Raw genomic sequence first — 20,289 nt, forward strand, 5'->3', positions numbered from 1 at the left:
TAAAATAAAGTGCATACATATATATACCATAAATAAGAAAAAATTCCTAGTTATATCTTAAAGTTTTACTATTTCACCAGTTTAGGTTATAATATGCTGTAAACCATTATTGAGTTAGACAGGAGGAGAAGTTTATGAACGCAGTTAAAACATTTTTATTGATGATCACTATGACATTGATATTATTATTTATAGGAGGAGCCATCGGGGGACGCAATGGTGCCATGTTCGCTCTAATATTTTCTTTTGGTATGAATATGATAAGTTATTGGAACAGTGATAAAATAGTTTTAAGGATGTATAGAGCACAAGAGGTAGAAAAAAATTCTGAAGTATATTCTATAGTAAGGGAACTAGCAGAAAGAGCTGACCTTCCTATGCCAAAAGTATATATGATTAACCAATCTCAGCCAAATGCATTTGCAACAGGAAGAAATCCAAAACATGCAGCAGTGGCAGTTACTCGTGGAATTACAGAAATTTTAGATAGAAACGAACTAAAGGGTGTTTTAGCTCATGAATTGGGACATGTACATAATAAGGACATATTAATTGGAACTATTGCTGCATCTTTTGCTGGAGCCATTGCATATCTGGCTACTATGGCAAGATGGGCTGCTATATTTGGTGGAAGAGATGATGAAGATAAAAATCCTATAGCTCTTATTGGAATAGCTATCTTTGCACCAATGGCAGCAATGTTAGTTCAAATGGCAATTTCACGTACCCGTGAATATAAAGCTGATCGTTATGGTGGAAAATTAGCAGGGAATCCACTCTATCTAGCTAACGCTCTGAAAAAATTAGAGATGTGGAGTACTAGAACACCTATGGATGCTAAGCCGGCAACAGCACATATGTTTATAGTAAATCCATTAAAGGGACAAAATATGGCAAAATTATTCAGTACCCATCCAGCTACAAAAGATAGGATTGAAAAATTAGAGGAACAGGCTAGACAGAGATAGATAGATAAGATTATATAAAAGAACGTCACCCTGTGACGTTCTTTTATTATGCTGGAGTTAAGCTACTACATTGCTAATTTATTGTAATCATGTTACAATTTAAACTGATAAAATCAATGATTATATAGGAGAAATAAATTGAAAAATAAAAAACAAAAAGGATTTCATTTACGAAATCCGCATTCAGGAAGATATGATTTTGAATCCCTTATAGAAAATTCTAAAGGATTAGAAAAATATATAAAAAGTAACCCTAGTGGTGATAATACAATTGATTTTGGAGATGAAAATGCAGTTCTTGAATTAAATAGAGCTTTACTGAAATTTTATTATGGTATTGAAAATTGGGACATTCCAAAGGGATTTTTATGCCCCCCTATTCCAGGAAGAGCGGACTATATCCACCATATATCAGATCTATTACCAAAATCTAAAAAAGATATTAAAGTTTTAGATATTGGAACCGGTGCAAACTGTATTTATCCTATTATTGGAAATAAAGCTTATGGTTGGAAATTTATAGGTTCGGATATTGATCCCGTTTCAGTGGAAAATGCAAAGGAAATAATCAAAAAAAATCATTTAGAAGACAGTATAGTTATTAAACTTCAAGCTGATAAAAATAATTTCTTTAAAGGGATTATAGATGAGGAATATATGGATATGACTATGTGTAATCCGCCATTTCACGCTTCTTTAAAAGATGCATTATCTGCTAACAAACAAAAAAGAGATAATTTAAATAAAACTAGATCTTCTAATCTAAGTGAAAAATTAAACTTTGGTGGCCAAAAAGCAGAACTTTGGTGCAAAGGTGGAGAAATTTTATTCTTAAAAAAAATGGCTAGAGAAAGTCTTTTATTTTCAAATAAGGTGGGATACTTTACTTCCCTTGTATCTAAAGGGGAAAATGTAAAACCTATGCAAAAGATTTTAAAGAAATTAGGAGCATTAGATATTAAAATTATAGAGATGGTTCATGGGAATAAAATAACTAGAATTATAGCTTGGACTTTTAACTCGGAAAAAAAATAACTTTATTCTTTTTCTAAAGAGCTCTAAGAAGCTCTTTTTTTTTACAATGTAACATTGCTTTTTTTCTTGTATAATTAAAAAATAAATGTTATAAACTATAGAAGTGGTAGATAAAAAAATATAGGGGGATTTAAAAAATGAGAAAAAAATTAATACTAGGGATATTTCTTTTAATGGGGGTGTTATCTTTTTGTGAGAGTTTTGTATCTACAGAATGGTTGTCTCAAAATAAGAATAATATCAAGATTATAGATGCTAGAGGAAAAGCTTATAAGTTAGGGCATATTCCAGGATCTATTGAAGTAAGCTGGAAATCTCTATCGGATATGGATGCTGAGTTTGGATCTGAAAAATGGGGAACAGTATTAGAATTTAACGATTTATCAAAAAGGTTAAATGAATTAGGGATAAAGTCTACAGATGAAATTGTAATTTATAGTAAAACACATGGTGCTTGGGGAGAAGATGGTCGTATATATTGGACTCTGCAAATGGCAGGATTTAAAAACCTTCATATATTAGATGGTGGGATAGAAAAATGGAAAAATGAGGGTAGAAAGACTACCTTTTCTAAGACAAAATACCCTGAGGTCACTAATTCTATAGTTAAATTAGATAATAGTAGAGTTATAACTACCGATCAATTGATCAAAGAATTTAACGATTTAGTTATAATAGATACCAGAGAAGAAGATGAATATTTGGGAGCTACTAAGTTTGGAGAAGCTAGAGGTGGGCATATAGAAGGAGCTATTAACATTCCATTTAATTCTTTCTTAGAAAAAAATGGGGCTCTAAAAAATACTAAAGAGATAAAAAAAATACTAGAATCAAATGGAATTGAAAATACTGCTAAGATAGTAACTTATTGTACTGCAGGAATAAGATCTGCTCATATGCAGGTTGTTTTAGAAAAATTAGGTTATGATGCAAGAAATTATGATGCTTCATTTTATAGATGGGCAGCTTTAAAGACATTAAAATTAGAAAAATAAAAAGCAATATGACGTTGCAACCAGAAAGTTAAATATTATTAAAAGATGCTTATTTCCTATGAAATAAGCATCTTTTTTTATATTTCCAATAGTTTGATTTCTTTTGACATGGTGTTATTTTATTAGCTTTATTTTTTTTTAAAATTCCTTGTTTTTATTGACTTCAGTTACATTTATTCCCTATATAATATAGGTGGAGTAAAAACATTTTTTCTGTTATTTTATTTTATTTTTTTTGAGTATTTCATCCTTTGTTTGGATGTTTTTGAAGTTTTTTGAAAGAAAATGATTGAAATTTATTTAGAAGTATAATATAATGAATGTAGGTGATGTGAAATGATACAAATAAAACGAGAAGAGATAATAAAGTCAATATTAGAAATCAAAAAAACAGTGACATTAAAAGAATTAACAGAAAAGTTAAAAACGTCTGAATCAACAATTAGAAGAGATTTAGCAAGAATGGAAGAAAATGGAGTTTTGAACAGAGTTCATGGAGGAGCCCGTATATCAAATATCTCCTATGAGGAAGATTTAGATTCCAAAATCAGTCAAAACAATGAAGCTAAAGAGGATATAGCCTTCCTTGCCTCTACCTATATAAAGAAAAATGACTGTGTATTTTTAGATGCCGGGACAACTACAGAATACCTTATAAAACATATGAGGTCAAAAGATGTTACCGTAGTAACTAACGGTATCCACCATATAAAGGAACTGTCTAAATACAAGATAAAAAGTTATTTTACAGGTGGAGCATTAAAACATAAAACAGGTGCATTGATTGGAAAAGATGCATTGAAGACCATTGAAAGCTATAACTATGATATATCATTTATAGGTTCAAATTCTATAGATATAAAAGCTGGGCTGACAACTCCAGATCCAGATGAGGCCCTGATAAAAGAAAGGGTTATTCAAAATTCTAAAGTTTCATATATTTTAGCAGATCATACTAAATTTAATAAAATTTCATTCTCAAAATTTGGAAACCTAGAGGAAGTAAGGATAATTACAGATACCATTATAGATGAAAGATATCATAACATAAAAACAATTGAGGAGGTCATAAAATGATCTATACACTAACATTAAACCCATCTATAGACTATATAATAAACGTTGAAAATTTTGTTCCTGGAGATATAAACCTGACAAAATCAGAATATAAATTACCAGGAGGGAAAGGTATAAATGTGAGCCAGGTGCTGACTAACTTACAGACTCCTAATACAACACTAGGATTTACAGGGGGATTTACAGGGGATTTTATAAAAAAATCTCTGGATAAAAAAAACATAAATCACGACTTTATAGAAGTATCAGGTGATACCAGAATAAATATAAAGATGAAAGATATCAACAGCGAGAGTGAAATAAACGGAAATTCACCTGATATATCATCAGATGCATTAAAAAAATTAAAAGAAAAATTAGGATCATTGATAATTGGAGATACCTTGGTTCTCTCTGGCAGTGTACCGAAATCTATAAGTTCAACTATATACAAAGATATTATGACTGATATACCTCACGGGATAAAAGTCATATTAGATGCCAAAGGTGAGGCCCTCTTAGAGGGAATAAAGGGGAAACCATATATGATAAAACCTAACAATCACGAATTAGGTGATATATTTGGTGTAAAACTGGAATCGATAGAGGATACAATCAACTATGGAAAAAAATTGCTCAATTTAGGAGCTCAAAATATAATTGTTTCTATGGCTGGAGACGGTGCACTTCTTATCACTCCTACAGCTTCATATATAGCCAATGCTCCAAAAGGTAAATTAGTTAATTCTGTAGGTGCAGGTGACTCTTTAGTAGCCGGCTTTACCTGCGGTGTTTATAAGGGCCTGGATATTTTAAAGGCATTTAAATTGGGTATTGCATGTGGAAGTGCATCAGCATTTTCAGAAAATTTATGTACCGAAATAGAAGTAGAAAGATTGTTGCAGGAGGTGAAAATAGAACAAATTATAGAGACATCATAAAAGAAAAATTTAACTATTAATCTATACCATAAGGGGGAAGAATATGAAAATTACAGATTTAATAAACGAAAGTAGTATTACTTTGGATTTAAAAGGGATAAACAAAAGTGAAGTTATCGTTGAACTATGTGAACTACACTATAAAAATAATAATATCAATAACTTAGAAGGATATATGAAAGATATCTTAAAGAGGGAATCTCAAAGCTCAACAGGATTAGAGGAGGGGATAGCTATTCCCCATGCAAAATCTAAATATGTGATAAATCCATCTTTAGTGTTAGGAATTTCAAAGGATGGAATAGACTATGATTCTTTAGACGGAGAACCCAGCAACCTATTCTTTATGATTGCAGCTCCAGAAAATGCAAGCGATACCCATATAGAAACACTATCTAAGTTAACTACATTTCTAATTGATGATGATTTTAGAGAAGATATTTTAAATGCAAAAACTCCTAAGGGAATTATCTCTTTAATCAATAAAAAAGAGGTAGAAGAGGATGAAAATATAAATTTAGAAGTAGAAGCAGCAAAGGGAAGCATCTTAGCAGTAACTGGATGTCCTACAGGAATAGCCCATACATATATGGCAGCAGATGCATTGAAGAAGAAAGCTGTGGAGATAGGAATAAATATCAAGGTAGAAACTAATGGTTCTACAGGGATAAAGAATAAGCTTACAGATGAAGAGATAGATGGTGCAGCAGGTATCATTATAGCTGCTGATAAAGCTATAGAGATGAATAGATTTGACGGGAAACCTGTACTTATCGTTCCTGTAAAAGATGGGATTAAGAGACCGGAAGAACTGATTAATGAAGCTCCTAACTCTCCTATATACAGAGCAGATCAAAATAAAAAATCTAATAGTAGCAACACTCCTAAAAGAAGCGGATTTTATAAACATCTAATGAATGGTGTGTCTAATATGCTCCCATTCGTTGTAGGAGGAGGAATATTAATCGCTGTTTCATTTATGTTTGGAATAAAAGCTTTTGATCCTACAGATCCTAACTTTAATAAATTTGCAAAATTCTTGATGGATATAGGAGGAGGAGGAGCATTTGCACTAATGGTTCCAATCTTAGCCGGTTTCATTGGAATGAGTATTGCAGATAGACCTGGATTTATGCCTGCCATGGTTGGTGGTATGATGGCCAACTCTAACGGTGGTGGATTCTTAGGTGGATTATTAGCTGGTTTCATTGGTGGTTACGTTGTTAACTTTATAAAGAAAGCAACTTCTAATATGCCAGAATCTATGGAAGGATTAAAACCAATATTAATCTTCCCTGTATTAGGGTTATTTATCACAGGTGGAATAATGACAATTATATTAGGGCCTATTGCCTCTATAAACAGTGGAATGGTAACTTTCCTTAATGGACTGGGAACGAGTAACTTAATTGTATTAGGAATAGTACTAGGTGGTATGATGGCAGTAGATATGGGTGGGCCTATCAATAAAGCGGCATTTACCTTTGGTATTGCAGCTATCGCCTCTGGAAACTATGCTCCCCATGCAGCTGTTATGGCTGGTGGAATGGTACCACCGCTAGGAATAGCTATAGCTACAGTATTATTTAAAAAGAAATTTACAGATGAAGAGAGAAACTCTGGTAAAACTAACTTTATATTAGGAGCTTCATTTATCACAGAGGGAGCTATACCATTTGCTGCAGCAGATCCATTAAAGATTATCCCTGCATGTATAATCGGTTCTGCTCTTGCTGGTGGAATGGCTATGTATTTTGGAACAGAATTACCTGCTCCTCACGGTGGATTATTTGTTATCCCTATCATAACTCATCCCATGATGTACCTTCTTTCAGTAGTTACAGGTTCACTTGCAACTGCAGGTATAATAGGAACTCTAAAAAAAGAGATCTAAAAAGCAACGTGATGTTGCATCTTAGAAAGTAAAAAAAGTGTCGAGAAATTCTCGACACTTTTTATTATTATTTAGAAAATTAAATCAGCAAAATTTATTGAATGAATAAAGGCTTATTAAAATCTGGATTGTACCTGCCTGGATGCAACATCATCTTACTTATTTCCCATCCCATGGATTTATCACTTTTTTTCTAGTTTCCACCTTCTCACCTGTTGATAACTGATAGTATCCTTCTACGATTCCACTGTCAAATCCGCCATATTCCGGATTTGGTAAAACTATAAATTTAGTCCCATAGTTATCTTTCATATCTTCTACATGATTTCTTCTGTCTATATTCAGTTTATGATGAACCACACTGTCAAAATCATCCAGATTATCTCCACCTAAAAGAACTATTGTATATCCTTTATCCTCTATACTCTTTAATCTTGGTGCTTTATTTGATGTAGTGGTTTTTCCTAACACATGATCCTCATCTGCAAATGGTGCTCCAATCTTTTTTAAATTTTCTATTGTGGGCACTGTTAATTCAGCACTTCTATTTGAAACATAAAACACTTCAAAACCTAACTCCTTTGCAGTTTTTATAAAGTCCACAGATCCCGGTACTTCTGTTGCCTCTTTTGCATTTACCCATCTTGCCCAGTCTTTGGAACTATACAGTTTGTGATTAACAGCCTGCCAGGCAGCAAATGCACTATTATCCAATACCGTTTCATCTAAGTCTAGCACTACAGCCAATTTTTTATCTTTATTTATTGGGTCTTTCACGATTTCTTTTAGATAAGATTTACCAGAATTATAAGCTTGATGAGTCAATGCTCTGTATTCTCCTGAATCTCTTACCCACACTGTTCCCAATACCGATTGATTGGCAAATCTGGCTATATCATTATTCTCGTTAGATACCATGTTGATTTTTGCAGTTGGCTCAGATACTTTTGGTTTCGCTGTTGTACAAGCTGTTCCTAATGTTAACAATGCTGCAATTAATAAGATTTTCTTTTTCATTACTGCCTCCTATAAACTTAAATTTCAATTAAGTATAACATAAGAAAAAATAAATTTCAATAAAGCCGTTTATCCATGAAAAAATAAAGGAAAAGTAGGGAATCTGTTGAAAATTATTGAGTAAGTATAAAAAACTAATCATATATTAAGGGAATCTTATAGTTGTGTATGATTGATTCTATAAATAATTTTGAAATTTAATTAATTTTATAATATACTATAGTTACGAGAAAATAATACCGGGGGGTTAGGAGATGAGAAAAAAGAAAAAAATCAGAATAAGAAGTAATTCAGCAGCTAGAAAGGGAGGATTTCTAAAATTCATATTTTTTCTCATAATTATATTCCTAGTTTTCTACGTATTTTTCAAATTGATATAATATCTACCTTTAAAAATAAATAAATAATAATAGAAAGGCACTTAGAATTTTTTCTAAGTGCCTTTTTTTAATTTTAATAAATTATAGATTGATTATAGCTCCATCTTCTCATATTTTTTCATTATCTTTTCTAAGTTCTGTCTCTCTTCTAGAGATAACTTTTCCTCAAAATATTTTTCTACATCATCTAATAAAATATGTTTTTCTTGAAGATCCAATAAAAATTTTACAGCTTCATCTGGTTTTTTTGTAAAATTAGTAAATTTAGTTTCAATCTCTAAGAGGATATAGATATCATTTTTAAAGTGATATTTTAGGCCCTCTAACAGATAACAAAACCCTAATATCTCTAATTCTTCTACGGGGTTGGCCTCAACTTTTTCATATTCCATCCTATCTACTTGCTCTTTAAATGTCCCAAAATTTTTATACATTCCCCTTTCGATTCCGTGTTTTTTAGCACTTAATATTTTTTGACCTGTCTCAGCAAGAGATTCATCATTTTTAAAAAAATCAATTTCTCTCCCCAGATTAAAGGCAAAACCTATTATACTTTTATGTTCTAACATCTCCTCTAGAAACCCTAAATTTCCCTTTCCAATTCCAATCTCATCAGAGATTGAACATTGTATATTTTCTAAAGCTTCCCTTATCTCCTGTACTGACATACCAATCAATTTAATCATATGAAAAACCACCTATTTCTTTTTAAGATATTTTCTTGTATCTAAACCTACAGCTATTATAATGATCAATCCTTTTATAATATACTGCCAATATGGGCTGATTCCTATATATGTCAATCCATAGTTTATAACAGTAAAGATTATAACTCCCGTTACTACCCCGCTGATCTTTCCTACTCCTCCGCTGAATGAAACTCCACCAACGACACAGGCAGCGATGGCGTCTAACTCATACATAAATCCAATATTATTTGTAGCCGATCCGATCCTTCCTGCTTCTAAAAATCCACCTACAGCATAGAAAACTCCAGAAAGAATATATACTTTCAATAGGTTATTCCTTACATTTACTCCGGAAACTGCTGCCGCTTCAGGATTCCCCCCTATGGCAAATATATTTTTACCAAATTTAGTTTTATTCCACAATACCCAAGTAATAATAGTCGCAATAGTAGCATAGATTATCAAATATGAAAATCTATATCCTGATATCCTAAAGACCCCTTGGGTAAATTTTGAAAATCGAGGATCAAAAGATGCTACAGGAGATGCTCCTATCACATCAAAATATAGTGAATTAGCACCATATACAATGATCATAGAGCCCAAAGTTGCTATAAATGGTGTCACATGAAAAATTGCTATAACTATTCCATTTAATAACCCAACTATGGCACCGATTATTATAACTAATAATAAAACTACCATTAAAGGCATCTCTCCTATATTAGGGAATACCTTAGTTGTGGCATTAGTAGCTTGTAGGAGCGATGCTGATATTAGAGCAGCCATTCCAACTTGACGCCCTGCTGATAGATCTGTTCCCTGTGTTACGATAAGACCGGCAACTCCTAAAGCAATAATTACTCTGACTGATGACTGTGTCAGTATATTGGTTAAATTTCTAACCGATAAAAACGTCGGTTCCTTCATGACTATAAATACCAGTAAAGCTATCAATACTAGGTATATCGCGTTTTCTGTTCCCCAATTCTTTATTTTTTTCTTATCCATATTTCCTCCAAATATTATAAAAATTTAGCTGACAAGGTCATTATTTCTTCTTGTGTGGTTTTATTTGTATCTACTATACCTGCTATCCTTCCATTACTCATAACCAATATTCTATCGGTTGTCCCCATGAGCTCAGGCATTTCAGATGAAATTATTATTATACCTTTATCTTTTTTAGCTAATTCATTCATAAGTTGATAGATTTCAAATTTAGCTCCTACGTCTATCCCCCGAGTCGGCTCATCCAACATCAATATTTCAGGATTTGTAAGTAACCACCTTCCAATGATAACCTTTTGCTGATTACCTCCAGACAGACTTCCAATATGGGTTTTTTGAGTAGGAGTTTTCACTCTCATACTATCTATAACCCACTCTGTATCTACTTTCATCTTTTTATCATCTAAAAAATGTCCAACCCCTTGGTAAATATCAACATTTGATATAACAGAATTAAAGGTTATATCCAACCCTGCAAATATCCCTGTAGATCTGCGTTCCTCTGTAACCAGTGCAAATCCATTTTTTATAGCTTCATGAGGATTTTTATTATTAACGACTTTACCATCTAATATTATTACTCCTGTTTCCCTTTCCCTCATTCCAAAAATAGATTCCAAGATCTCAGTTCTTTTAGCTCCTACTAAACCAGCTATCCCCAAGATCTCACCTTTACGTAATTTAAAGTTTATATCTTTAAAAGATGGCTGCTGTTTAGCGGTAAAATCTTTTATCTCCAAAATTATTTCTTTAGGTACATTGGTTTTAGGAGGGAATCTTTCACTGAGATCTCTTCCTACCATCATATTGATAATGATATCTGTAGTAAGGTCTTTGGAATTATCGGTAGAAATCCATTTTCCATCTCTCATAACAGTTACTTCGTCCGCTATCTCCAAGATTTCTTCCATCTTGTGGGATATGTAGATGATTCCGCACCCTCTGTCCCTTAATTTATTGATGATTCTAAATAAGTGGGTCACCTCTTTTTCAGTCAGTGAAGATGTTGGTTCATCCATCACTATTATTTTAGAATCGTAGGAGACAGCCTTAGCTATCTCTAACATCTGCATCTCTGAAACAGATAATTCCCCAACTTTCTTCTTTGGATCTATATCTATATCTAATTCATCAAATATTTTTTTTGTGTCATCATACATCTTCTTTTCGTCTATAAAAAAACCTTTTTGAGGATATCTTCCAAGCCATATATTATCCATAACATTTCTTTGTAACACTTGATTTAACTCCTGATGAACCATGGATACTCCACTATCTAAAGCCTCTTTAGGAGAGGTAAAATTTATTTCTTTTCCGCAAAATATAATTTCTCCGTGATCTTTTCGATAGATACCAAAAAGGCATTTCATAAGAGTGGATTTCCCTGCTCCATTTTCTCCCATAAGTGCATGAACACTAGAACTTTTTATTTGAATGGTAACCTTATCTAAAGCTTTTACTCCCGGAAACTCCTTAGTTATTTCCTTCATCTCCAAAAGAAATTTTTCTTCCATTTTTAAGATCCTCCTTTTATAAAATAAAGCTGGGTGATAAAACCCAGCTAAAATATATTATTTGAAATCTGCAAGATTATCTTTGTCTACTCCTACATAAGGGACTCTTACAGCTTTTTTATCATCTAACTTCCACTCTGTTCCTTCTAATGGATCTTTCCCAACAGCTAAATTATGAGAAAGGTCAAAGGTAGCTTGTGCTTGGTTTTTAGCATCATTTAAAACTGTTCCTTCTAATTCTCCTCTTTCAATCATTGCAAGAGCTTCTGGGAGAGCGTCTATTCCGAATACTGGTATATCTGATCTTCCTGCTGCTTTTAATGACTCTATTGCTCCAAATGCCATTCCATCATTATTTGCTATAACTACTTCTATCTTATCTTTATTAGGGCCTGCAATCCAGGCATCCATCTTGTCTTTAGCCATTGCTGTATCCCACATTGCGGTATCTAAATGCAATGCTTCTGTATCTATACCTTTTTCATTCAATGTTTTTATTGCCCATTCAGTTCTAGCTTCGGCATCTGGATGTCCAGGCTCTCCTTTTAATAATACAAATTGAATCTTCCCGTCTTTATTTAAATCCCATTTATCACTGCTATTCATCCAGTGTTTAGCAATGAGTTCCCCTTGTATTACTCCTGACTCCTTAGAATCTGTTCCTACATAATATACTTTGTCATATGAATTCATATCTTTTTGAGATGGCTCCTTATTGAAAAAAACTACCGGTTTATTTTCTTCCTTGGCTTTATTGATAATAGTCGAAGCAGAAGCGGGGTCTACTAAGTTTACAGCTAAAACATCCATTCCCTTAGATAAAAATACATCTATTTGATCATTTTGAGTAGATTGATTATTTTGTGAATCTACTAGGTCTAATTTGATCCCCTTAGCACTTGAGATTTTACCCAGATCTTGTCTCAGGATTGACATAAAGTTATCATCAAACTTATAAATAGCTACTCCAATCTTAGGTGCACTTTCTCCCTCTGTAGTCGCTGATTTATCATTTCCACCACAAGCTGTTATCGCTGCTGCCATCGCCATTACTGCAAATATTTTCTTCATATAGTTCCCCCTAAATTTTATTTTTAAACAATACCCTTTAATAAAATTTACCCCATGATTTTTTAAATGTCAAATCATTTTTAACTGAGTTAATAAAGTTATTTTCATTTTTATGTATATATAACATATATGATTTTTTGTTTTCCATTATCTGTAGGATATTAGGAGGATCTTTAAAAGCTTTTATTTATTTATTTTAATTTTAAATGCTTTTTTTATGGTACATAAAACTTTATTTATAGTAAAATATCATCAATAAAACTAATAATCACCGATATATCAATTTAATATATATATTTTTAATATAGTGAAAAAATTGATATTATACTTGTATAAATAAGATTTCAATAGGAGGAAATAAAAATGGCAAAAATCAAAAGAGCAGGAATAAACTTTTTAAACTTTTTCAAAGCAGAGGAGATCTTACCAGCTGAGTTCAAAGGACATCATGAATTAGAAAACTTTGATAAGATTCAAAATACAGAATTTTATATCAACTTCTAAGAAAAATTTCAAAAAAAGAGATCGCAGATTACTTTGAATCTGAGATCTCTTTTTTTATTATCTAGGAAATTCTACCCGCAAGGGGCATAATGCTATTACTTTACAACATAAACATAGGATTTTGAGATAAGAACCTCAATTATGCTTATCTGGATGCAGCGTCACGTTGCTTTTTTATTTGTTTCCTTCTACAATGTTGCATTCTAAAAGAAAAAGAATTATACTTATTAATAAATTATAGTTATTTAGTCAAGGGAGGTATAGATGTATTTTGGAGTAGATTATTATCCGGAACATTGGAATATAAGTATGATTGACGGTGATATTCAAAGAATAGTTGAGATGGGGTGTAATATCGTTAGAATTGGTGAATTTGCCTGGCATTTAATGGAAAAAGAAGAGAATCAATTTGATTTTACATTTTTTGATATGGTTATAGAAAAATGTGAAAAAGCAGGATTAAAAGTAATCTTTGGCACTCCTACTGCTACCTTCCCTGCTTGGTTAGCCAAGAAACATCCTAGTATTTTATCTAAAGATGAAAATCTACAAGTTCGTGCCTTCGGAGGAAGAAGACAATACTGTTATAATTCAAAGATCTATCTCCAGTATTCCAATAAGATTGTGACTAAACTCCTGGAAAATTATAAAAAAAACCCTTCTGTAATCTCTTGGCAGGTAGATAATGAATTCGGTCATGAAGGCTCTGATAACTGTTATTGCGAGATATGCCAGTTAAAGTTTCAAGGATTTTTAAGAGATAAATATCAAACTATCGATAAATTAAATGAGGTCTACGGAACAATATTTTGGGGACAGACTTACAACTACTTCGATGAAATTCCAGCACCTTTAAAAACCATCACTACCCATAACCCTACTCTAAAATTAGATTGGATGAGATTCAAATCTGATTCCTTAAATCAATATGCAAATTCTCAAATTCAACTGGTTAAAAAACTTAGCGGCTCTCATCAGACTGTGACCACTAATCTATCAGGTGGATTTTATACTAAGTTGTATGATCATGAAGAAAATACAAAACATTTAGATTTTGTTTCCTATGATAACTATCCTGTTTGGGGTGGATTAAAAGAACCAGTGTCACCGGGACAAATAGCTATGACACTGGATTTTATAAGAGGTCTTCAGCAAAAGAACTTTTGGATATTAGAACAGCTCATGGGAGCCCAGGGACATGATGTAATAGGATATCTTCCTCGGCCTGATCAGGGAAAGATGTGGGCTTACCAAGCTTTTGCTCATGGGTGTGAATCTATGTTGTGGTTTAGGTATCGAGGGATGACAAAGGGAGCAGAACAATATTGCTTTGGAATACTTGATCAGGATAATCAGATCAACAGAAAATACAGGGAGGTACAGTCTGCTATTAAAGACATATCTAAATATAAAACATTATTTACATCCAATATAAAATCCGATCTTGCTATTATTTATGATTTTGATAACATATGGAGTTGGAAAGTCCAAAACCAGAGTTTAAATTTTGATTTCACCTCTGAACTTATGAGGCTCTATACTCCTTTTTATGAAAAAAATATTAATATTGATGTAATCTCCTATAAGAAGGATTTTAATAGATATAAGATTTTGGTTCTACCAGTAACTAAAATTATCGATGAAATTTTAGCAGTGAGACTTGAAGATTTTGCTAAGAATGGAGGTACAATAATTTTCTCATATAGAGCAGGTATCAAAGACAGAGATAATAATCTTTATTTTGGAAAAACACTTCCATGTTTGGTAAAAGATCTTTGCGGAATTTCCATAGAGGAGATTGAATCACTTCAACAAGGTCAGGACGTTGAAGTAGTAGGAACTGGAAGCTATATAGGACACACTGGAAGATGTGAAGTGTGGAGAGATCTAATTACACCTAATACTGCTGAAACATTATTTAAATACAATGATAAATTTTATAGTCATAAAGCGTGTATAACAAAAAATTCTTATGGTAGAGGACAGGTATATTATATTGGAGGCGGAGTAGATAATATAGTGTTGAGTACAATAGCACATGACATTTTAGAAGAAAAACAGATTGAAACTCTAGAATCTCCTACAGGTTTAGAAGTCTATAAAAGAAGGTGTGAGGAGGGAGATTATCTTATTATCACCAATCATTCCTCGGAAAAAAAACTATTCAAAGAGATCATTTTCTCTCCCTATGAGAGCAAGATCATAAAAATTTAAAGCTTCAAAATAAAAGGGATTTACAATTATTTTTGGTATAAAATAATACTAATTTTAGGAGGTGTACAATGAAAAATATTGTATCTATAACTAATTATATAAATAATTGGATAAACCCAAAAGGATTTAAGAAATCTATTGTAATTATATTAATTTTAGTATTAGAGATTATTTTAGGTAGTATTGTGTTTGCTACTGGTGGAACTAAATATGTATACCTTCATATTATGTATTTTCCCATATTTTTAGGAAGCTTAATTTTTGGACCTTTAGGAGGCCTATCCTTTGGGATTTTAGGAGGCATGATCCTTGGTCCATATATGCCTATAGATGTTTCAGTTATGAGTATGCAGAGCTTCTCAAATTGGGCAGTAAGGATTTTATTTTTTACAATTATTGGAGTCCTTATGGGGCTAATACTTAATCTATTAACAAAACATATAAAAGTTATCAATACTCTTGCATTTTATAACCCCATTACCAATTTACATAATAGAAAATATTTTGAAAATATTAAATTGGATAAAGACACAGGATATTTTCTTGCTATATTAAAAATTGAAAATTATTCTAAGGCTATTTCAAACTTAGGTTCTGATATGGCTGCAGAAATATTAGAGAAATTTTCTCATAAACTAAAAGACTATAAAAATTTTAATAATAGTAGTAATGATAAAATTTTTCATTTTTCAGACAATGAATTTGCGATACTTTTAAAAAATGAAAATAGTGAAAGTGAAACAGAAGAATTTAAAAAAATATCTAAAATTTTAAGACATACTATAGATTTAAAAGATACAAAGTTTTTCCCTGAGATCTCTTTAGGGGTAGCAAAATACAATAAAAATAATTTAGAACTTCTAAAAGAAGCTGAAATGGCTAGAATATTAGCAAGAAAGAACCTATTAGATTTTTATATGTATATTCCTGAAGTATCAAAACAACAAATGGTCAATTTTGAATTATTTAGTGAGATACCAAGAGCTTTAAAAAAGAAAGAATTTTACATTTGTTTTCATCCAAAAGTGAATGTATTAGAAAAAAAAATAGAAGGTGCTGAAGTCCTTATTAGGTGGTTACATCCAATAAAAGGAGTAATAAGTCCAGACAAATTTATACCATTTATAGAAACTACAAATTTTATAAATGAAATTACTCTTTTTGTCCTAAAAGAAGCTTTCAAGGCTTTGAACAAATTAAGACATGAGGGGATAAATATTAATTTATCAGTTAATATCCCTTTAAAATACCTAACTAATCCTGATTTTCTAAGGGCTATAAAAGGATTTAAAAGTCTAGGTTATCCTCTGGAGAGTTTAGAAATAGAAGTTTTAGAAAGAGATCTGATAGAAGATTTTGATGTTATTTCAGATGCTATGAATGAAATAAAAAAATATGGAATAAGTTTCTCCCTAGATGATTTTGGAACTGGATATTCTTCTATTTTATATATAAAAAAACTACCGTTTGATAAAATAAAAATTGATCAAGCATTTGTAAGAGATATGACTACAAATCAAGAAAATCAAGATATTGTAAAATCTTCTATACAGTTAGCACATATAATGAATGTCTACCCTTTAGCGGAAGGAGTAGAAGACAGAGAATCTTTTGATATCTTATCTGATTTTAAGTGTAACTATGCTCAAGGCTATTATTTTACTAAACCTCTTAAGCTCAATGACTTTATTAAATGGTGTATAACACCTTCTAATGATATTTTTCTTTAGATTAAGTTAAATATAATAAGAAAAAAAGATCAAAATCTTTAAAGATTTTGATCTTTTTTTCTAAAAAATTATTAATTCAAAGATAAATTTTTATCCTACGTTTAAGCCTTTATCTCTAAATATTTGTCTAGCACTTTTCATCTCTTCAGCAGTAGGTTCCTTTACATCTTTTAATGGATATTCAAGATTCATCTCTTCCCACTTATGTGTTCCAAGTTGATGAAATGGTAATAATTCAATTTTCTCTACATTTTTTAATTTAGAAACATAATCTGCTAATTTTTCTAAATTTTCTTTCTTGTCTGTTATTCCAGGAACAACAACGTGTCTTATCCATACAGGTTTTCCTATGCTGTCTAAATATTCAGCAAACTTTAGAGTGTTTTCTAACTCTACTCCTGTTAGGCTCTTATAAGTATCTGGATTTATACTTTTGATATCTAATAATACTAAGTCTACATTTTCAAGGACTTCTTTTACCCTGTCATTGAATATATAGCCAGAAGTATCTACAACAGTATGAATTCCCTCTTCTTTAGCTCTTTTGAATAGAGCTTCTATATAATTTATTTGTACAAATGGTTCCCCGCCTGTAACTGTTAATCCACCACCATTTCTAAAAAACGGCTTATATTTTTTTATTTCATTTATAGTAAAATCAATACTTCTTTCATATTTAGCATCTTTAAGATCCCATGTATCCGGGTTATGACAATATTTACATCTTAAAGGACACCCTTGTGTAAATACAATAAATCTAATACCAGGTCCATCTACGGTCCCGCAACTTTCAAATGAATGTAACTTTCCTGTTAATTCCATCTCTTTCATCTCCTTTGCTTTACCCTTTCTCGTAAATCACTAACTTTTTAATAAGTGATTTACATCAAGGAAGAGGGATATTATTATTAATACCATTATAACATAAAAGTGGCAGTTAAAATTAATTAACTACCACTTTCTAAACTATAACTTTTTATTACATAGTTGAGTTAATAGTTCTTTTTATAACATCTAATTGTTGTTCCTTAGTTAATCTAACAAAGTTAACTGCATATCCAGATACTCTGATAGTTAATTGAGGATATAACTCAGGTCTTTCCATAGCGTCTTCTAATAATGATCTATCGAATACGTTAACGTTTAAATGTTGTCCACCAGTTGGAGAGAAATATCCATCCATTAATGAGATTAGGTTGTTTCTTCTGATAGAATCTTCTTTTCCTAATGCTCCTGGAGTTATAGCGAATGTATAAGATATACCATCATTTGCATGTTCAAATGGTAATTTTGCAACAGATGACATAGAAGCGATTGCTCCTCTTCTGTCTCTACCGTGCATAGGGTTAGCTCCTGGACCAAATGGTTCTCCAGCTCTTCTACCGTCAGGAGTATTTCCTGTCTTCTTTCCGTATACTACGTTTGAAGTGATAGTTAATAGAGATTGAGTAGGTCTAGCTCCTCTATACATGTGGTGAGTTCTGATTTTGTTCATGAAGTTTTTAGTGATCATTACTGCAAATCCATCAGTTTCATCATCGTTGTTTCCGAATGGAGTATATTCTCCTTCGATCTCATAGTCAACTGCTAATCCATCTTCATTTCTGATTACTTTTACTTTAGCATTTTTGATAGCTGCTAATGCGTCAGCAACGATTGAGATTCCTGCAATTCCATGAGCTTGTGTTCTGTCTATTTCTAAATCATGTAATGACATTTGGAATGCTTCGTAAGCATATTTGTCATGCATGTAATGAATTATGTTTAATGCTTTTCCGTATACTTTAGATAACCATTCCATACTTTGGTCTAATTTTTCCATAACTTCGTCGAAGTCTAAGTATTCAGATGTGATAGGAGCGAATTTAGGAGCTACTTGTGCACCACTTTTCTCATCCTTTCCACCATTTATAGCATATAATAATGCTTTTGGTAAGTTTACTCTGGCACCGAAGAATTGCATTCCTTTACCTATTTTCATAGGAGATACACAACAAGCGATTCCATAATCGTCACCAAATTGGTTTCTCATAAGGTCATCATTTTCATATTGTAATGATGATGTATCCATAGATACTTTTGCAGCAAATTGCTTAAAGTTCTCAGGTAAGCTAGTTGACCATAATACTGTTAAGTTTGGCTCAGGTGCTGGACCTAAGTTATATAAAGTATTTAATGTTCTGAATGAAGTTTTAGTTACTAAAGTTCTTCCATCTGTACCCATTCCACCGATTGATTCTGTAACCCATGTAGGGTCTCCTGAGAATAACTCGTTGTATGCAGGTGGTCTTAAGAATCTAACTATTCTTAATTTCATGATGAATTGGTCCATGTATTCTTGAGCCTCTTCTTCAGTGATTGTTCCTTCAGCAACATCTTTTTCAATATAGATGTCTAAGAAAGTAGATACTCTACCTAATGACATAGCAGCTCCGTCTTGGTGCTTAGTAGCAGCAAGGTATGCGAAGTAAGTCCATTGGATAGCTTCCTTTGCGTTTGTAGCTGGCTTAGATACATCAAATCCGTATGCGTTACACATAGTGATTAAAGATTTTAAAGATGCAATTTGTTGTGCAACTTCTTCTCTGCTTCTGATGATATCTTCAGTCATTTCAGCTGTATCTAAAGTTTTCTTTTGAGCTACTTTATCAGCTATTAATCTGTCTACACCATAAAGAGCTACTCTTCTGTAGTCTCCTATGATTCTTCCTCTTCCGTATGCATCTGGTAAACCAGTGATGATTCCAGATCTTCTAGCTGCTCTGATATCATCAGTATATGCTGAGAATACACCATCGTTATGAGTAGGTCTGTTATTCTTGAAGAATTCAGCTGTTACTGGATCCATCTCATATCCATAAGATTCTAATGCGTTTTGAACTGTTCTTAATCCACCTTTAGGGAACATTGCTCTCTTTAATGGTGCATCAGTTTGTAATCCTACAATACTTTCTAATTCTTTCTCTATATATCCTGCTCCATATGCATCTACATCTGAAGGCATTTTAGTTTCTGCGTCGTAAACACCTTTTTCTATTTCTACTTTAAACATTTCTGTTAATTTATCCCATAATTTTTTAGAGTTATCAGTAGCACCTGCTAAAAATTCATCTCCACCTTCATATGGTGTATAGTTACTTTGTATAAAATCTCTTACGTTGATCTCTGTTTTCCAAAGATCTCCTTTGAAGCTATTTAAATAATTACTCATTTTATTCCTCCTGATTCCAAAATAGTCTTACTATGTGAAAAGTATAACAGCTTGAATAA

16 protein-coding genes are annotated in these 20,289 nt (G+C 32.0%); 9 read left to right on the top strand and 7 right to left on the bottom strand.

What is annotated here, in order from left to right; all coding sequences use genetic code 11:
- Nucleotides 1–134: 134 nt before the first annotated feature.
- The 6 genes from htpX (at nt 135) to K337_RS0106535 (ending at nt 6,889) form a co-directional block, all read left to right on the top strand.
- Complete coding sequence (htpX, locus tag K337_RS0106510; RefSeq protein ID WP_028855902.1) at nt 135–968, top strand: zinc metalloprotease HtpX; 834 nt, start codon at nt 135–137, stop codon at nt 966–968.
- A 138-nt stretch (nt 969–1,106) separates the two neighbouring features.
- Nucleotides 1,107–2,003 (top strand): 23S rRNA (adenine(1618)-N(6))-methyltransferase RlmF, encoded by an 897-nt coding sequence (gene rlmF / locus K337_RS0106515; RefSeq protein WP_028855903.1) that lies wholly within the window; start codon nt 1,107–1,109, stop codon nt 2,001–2,003.
- Between the two features lie 137 nt (nt 2,004–2,140).
- Complete coding sequence (locus tag K337_RS17835; RefSeq protein WP_051251640.1) at nt 2,141–2,998, top strand: sulfurtransferase; 858 nt, start codon at nt 2,141–2,143, stop codon at nt 2,996–2,998.
- A 336-nt stretch (nt 2,999–3,334) separates the two neighbouring features.
- Nucleotides 3,335–4,075: a DeoR/GlpR family DNA-binding transcription regulator gene (locus K337_RS0106525; RefSeq protein ID WP_028855904.1), complete on the top strand. Its 741-nt coding sequence runs from the start codon at nt 3,335–3,337 to the stop codon at nt 4,073–4,075.
- Nucleotides 4,072–4,995 carry a 1-phosphofructokinase gene (gene pfkB / locus K337_RS0106530; protein WP_028855905.1) on the top strand — a complete coding sequence of 308 codons (924 nt, stop codon included), beginning with the start codon at nt 4,072–4,074 and terminating at the stop codon, nt 4,993–4,995. Before K337_RS0106525 ends, pfkB begins: the two co-directional genes overlap by 4 nt.
- Nucleotides 4,996–5,038: 43 nt before the next feature.
- Nucleotides 5,039–6,889, top strand: coding sequence for a PTS fructose transporter subunit IIABC (locus K337_RS0106535; RefSeq protein WP_028855906.1), 1,851 nt, complete (start codon nt 5,039–5,041; stop codon nt 6,887–6,889).
- A 159-nt stretch (nt 6,890–7,048) separates the two neighbouring features.
- On the opposite strand, the gene K337_RS0106540 is transcribed toward K337_RS0106535, so the two are convergent.
- The 5 genes from K337_RS0106540 to mglB form a co-directional block, all read right to left on the bottom strand.
- A complete protein-coding gene (locus tag K337_RS0106540; protein WP_028855907.1) occupies nt 7,049–7,906 on the bottom strand; it encodes a 5'-nucleotidase, lipoprotein e(P4) family in 858 nt (285 codons plus the stop codon).
- A gap of 472 nt (nt 7,907–8,378) precedes the next feature.
- Nucleotides 8,379–8,972 (bottom strand): hypothetical protein, encoded by a 594-nt coding sequence (locus K337_RS0106550; protein WP_028855908.1) that lies wholly within the window; start codon nt 8,970–8,972, stop codon nt 8,379–8,381.
- Nucleotides 8,973–8,984: 12 nt separating this feature from the next.
- Nucleotides 8,985–9,986 (bottom strand): galactose/methyl galactoside ABC transporter permease MglC, encoded by a 1,002-nt coding sequence (mglC, locus tag K337_RS0106555; RefSeq protein ID WP_028855909.1) that lies wholly within the window; start codon nt 9,984–9,986, stop codon nt 8,985–8,987.
- 14 nt (nt 9,987–10,000) lie between these two features.
- Complete coding sequence (gene mglA, locus K337_RS0106560; RefSeq protein WP_028855910.1) at nt 10,001–11,500, bottom strand: galactose/methyl galactoside ABC transporter ATP-binding protein MglA; 1,500 nt, start codon at nt 11,498–11,500, stop codon at nt 10,001–10,003.
- A 57-nt stretch (nt 11,501–11,557) separates the two neighbouring features.
- Nucleotides 11,558–12,571 carry a galactose/glucose ABC transporter substrate-binding protein MglB gene (gene mglB / locus K337_RS0106565; protein WP_028855911.1) on the bottom strand — a complete coding sequence of 338 codons (1,014 nt, stop codon included), beginning with the start codon at nt 12,569–12,571 and terminating at the stop codon, nt 11,558–11,560.
- Nucleotides 12,572–12,934: 363 nt separating this feature from the next.
- Here mglB and K337_RS19775 point away from each other — a divergent pair, with 363 nt between their 5' ends.
- The 3 genes from K337_RS19775 to K337_RS0106580 all read left to right on the top strand — a co-directional run bounded on the left by K337_RS19775 (nt 12,935) and on the right by K337_RS0106580 (nt 17,019).
- Nucleotides 12,935–13,075: a hypothetical protein gene (locus tag K337_RS19775; protein ID WP_156877329.1), complete on the top strand. Its 141-nt coding sequence runs from the start codon at nt 12,935–12,937 to the stop codon at nt 13,073–13,075.
- 264 nt (nt 13,076–13,339) lie between these two features.
- A complete protein-coding gene (locus K337_RS0106575) occupies nt 13,340–15,289 on the top strand; it encodes a beta-galactosidase (protein ID WP_028855912.1) in 1,950 nt (649 codons plus the stop codon).
- Nucleotides 15,290–15,357: 68 nt separating this feature from the next.
- Nucleotides 15,358–17,019 (top strand): EAL domain-containing protein, encoded by a 1,662-nt coding sequence (locus K337_RS0106580; protein WP_028855913.1) that lies wholly within the window; start codon nt 15,358–15,360, stop codon nt 17,017–17,019.
- A gap of 90 nt (nt 17,020–17,109) precedes the next feature.
- Here K337_RS0106580 and pflA read toward each other — a convergent pair whose 3' ends face one another.
- Nucleotides 17,110–17,841 (bottom strand): pyruvate formate-lyase-activating protein, encoded by a 732-nt coding sequence (gene pflA, locus K337_RS0106585; RefSeq protein WP_028855914.1) that lies wholly within the window; start codon nt 17,839–17,841, stop codon nt 17,110–17,112.
- Between the two features lie 157 nt (nt 17,842–17,998).
- Entirely contained in the window at nt 17,999–20,230 is a 2,232-nt protein-coding gene (gene pflB / locus K337_RS0106590) for a formate C-acetyltransferase (RefSeq protein WP_028855915.1), read from the bottom strand.
- Nucleotides 20,231–20,289: the final 59 nt, after the last annotated feature.

Source organism: Psychrilyobacter atlanticus DSM 19335 (genome assembly GCF_000426625.1).
Taxonomy (GTDB): domain Bacteria; phylum Fusobacteriota; class Fusobacteriia; order Fusobacteriales; family Fusobacteriaceae; genus Psychrilyobacter; species Psychrilyobacter atlanticus.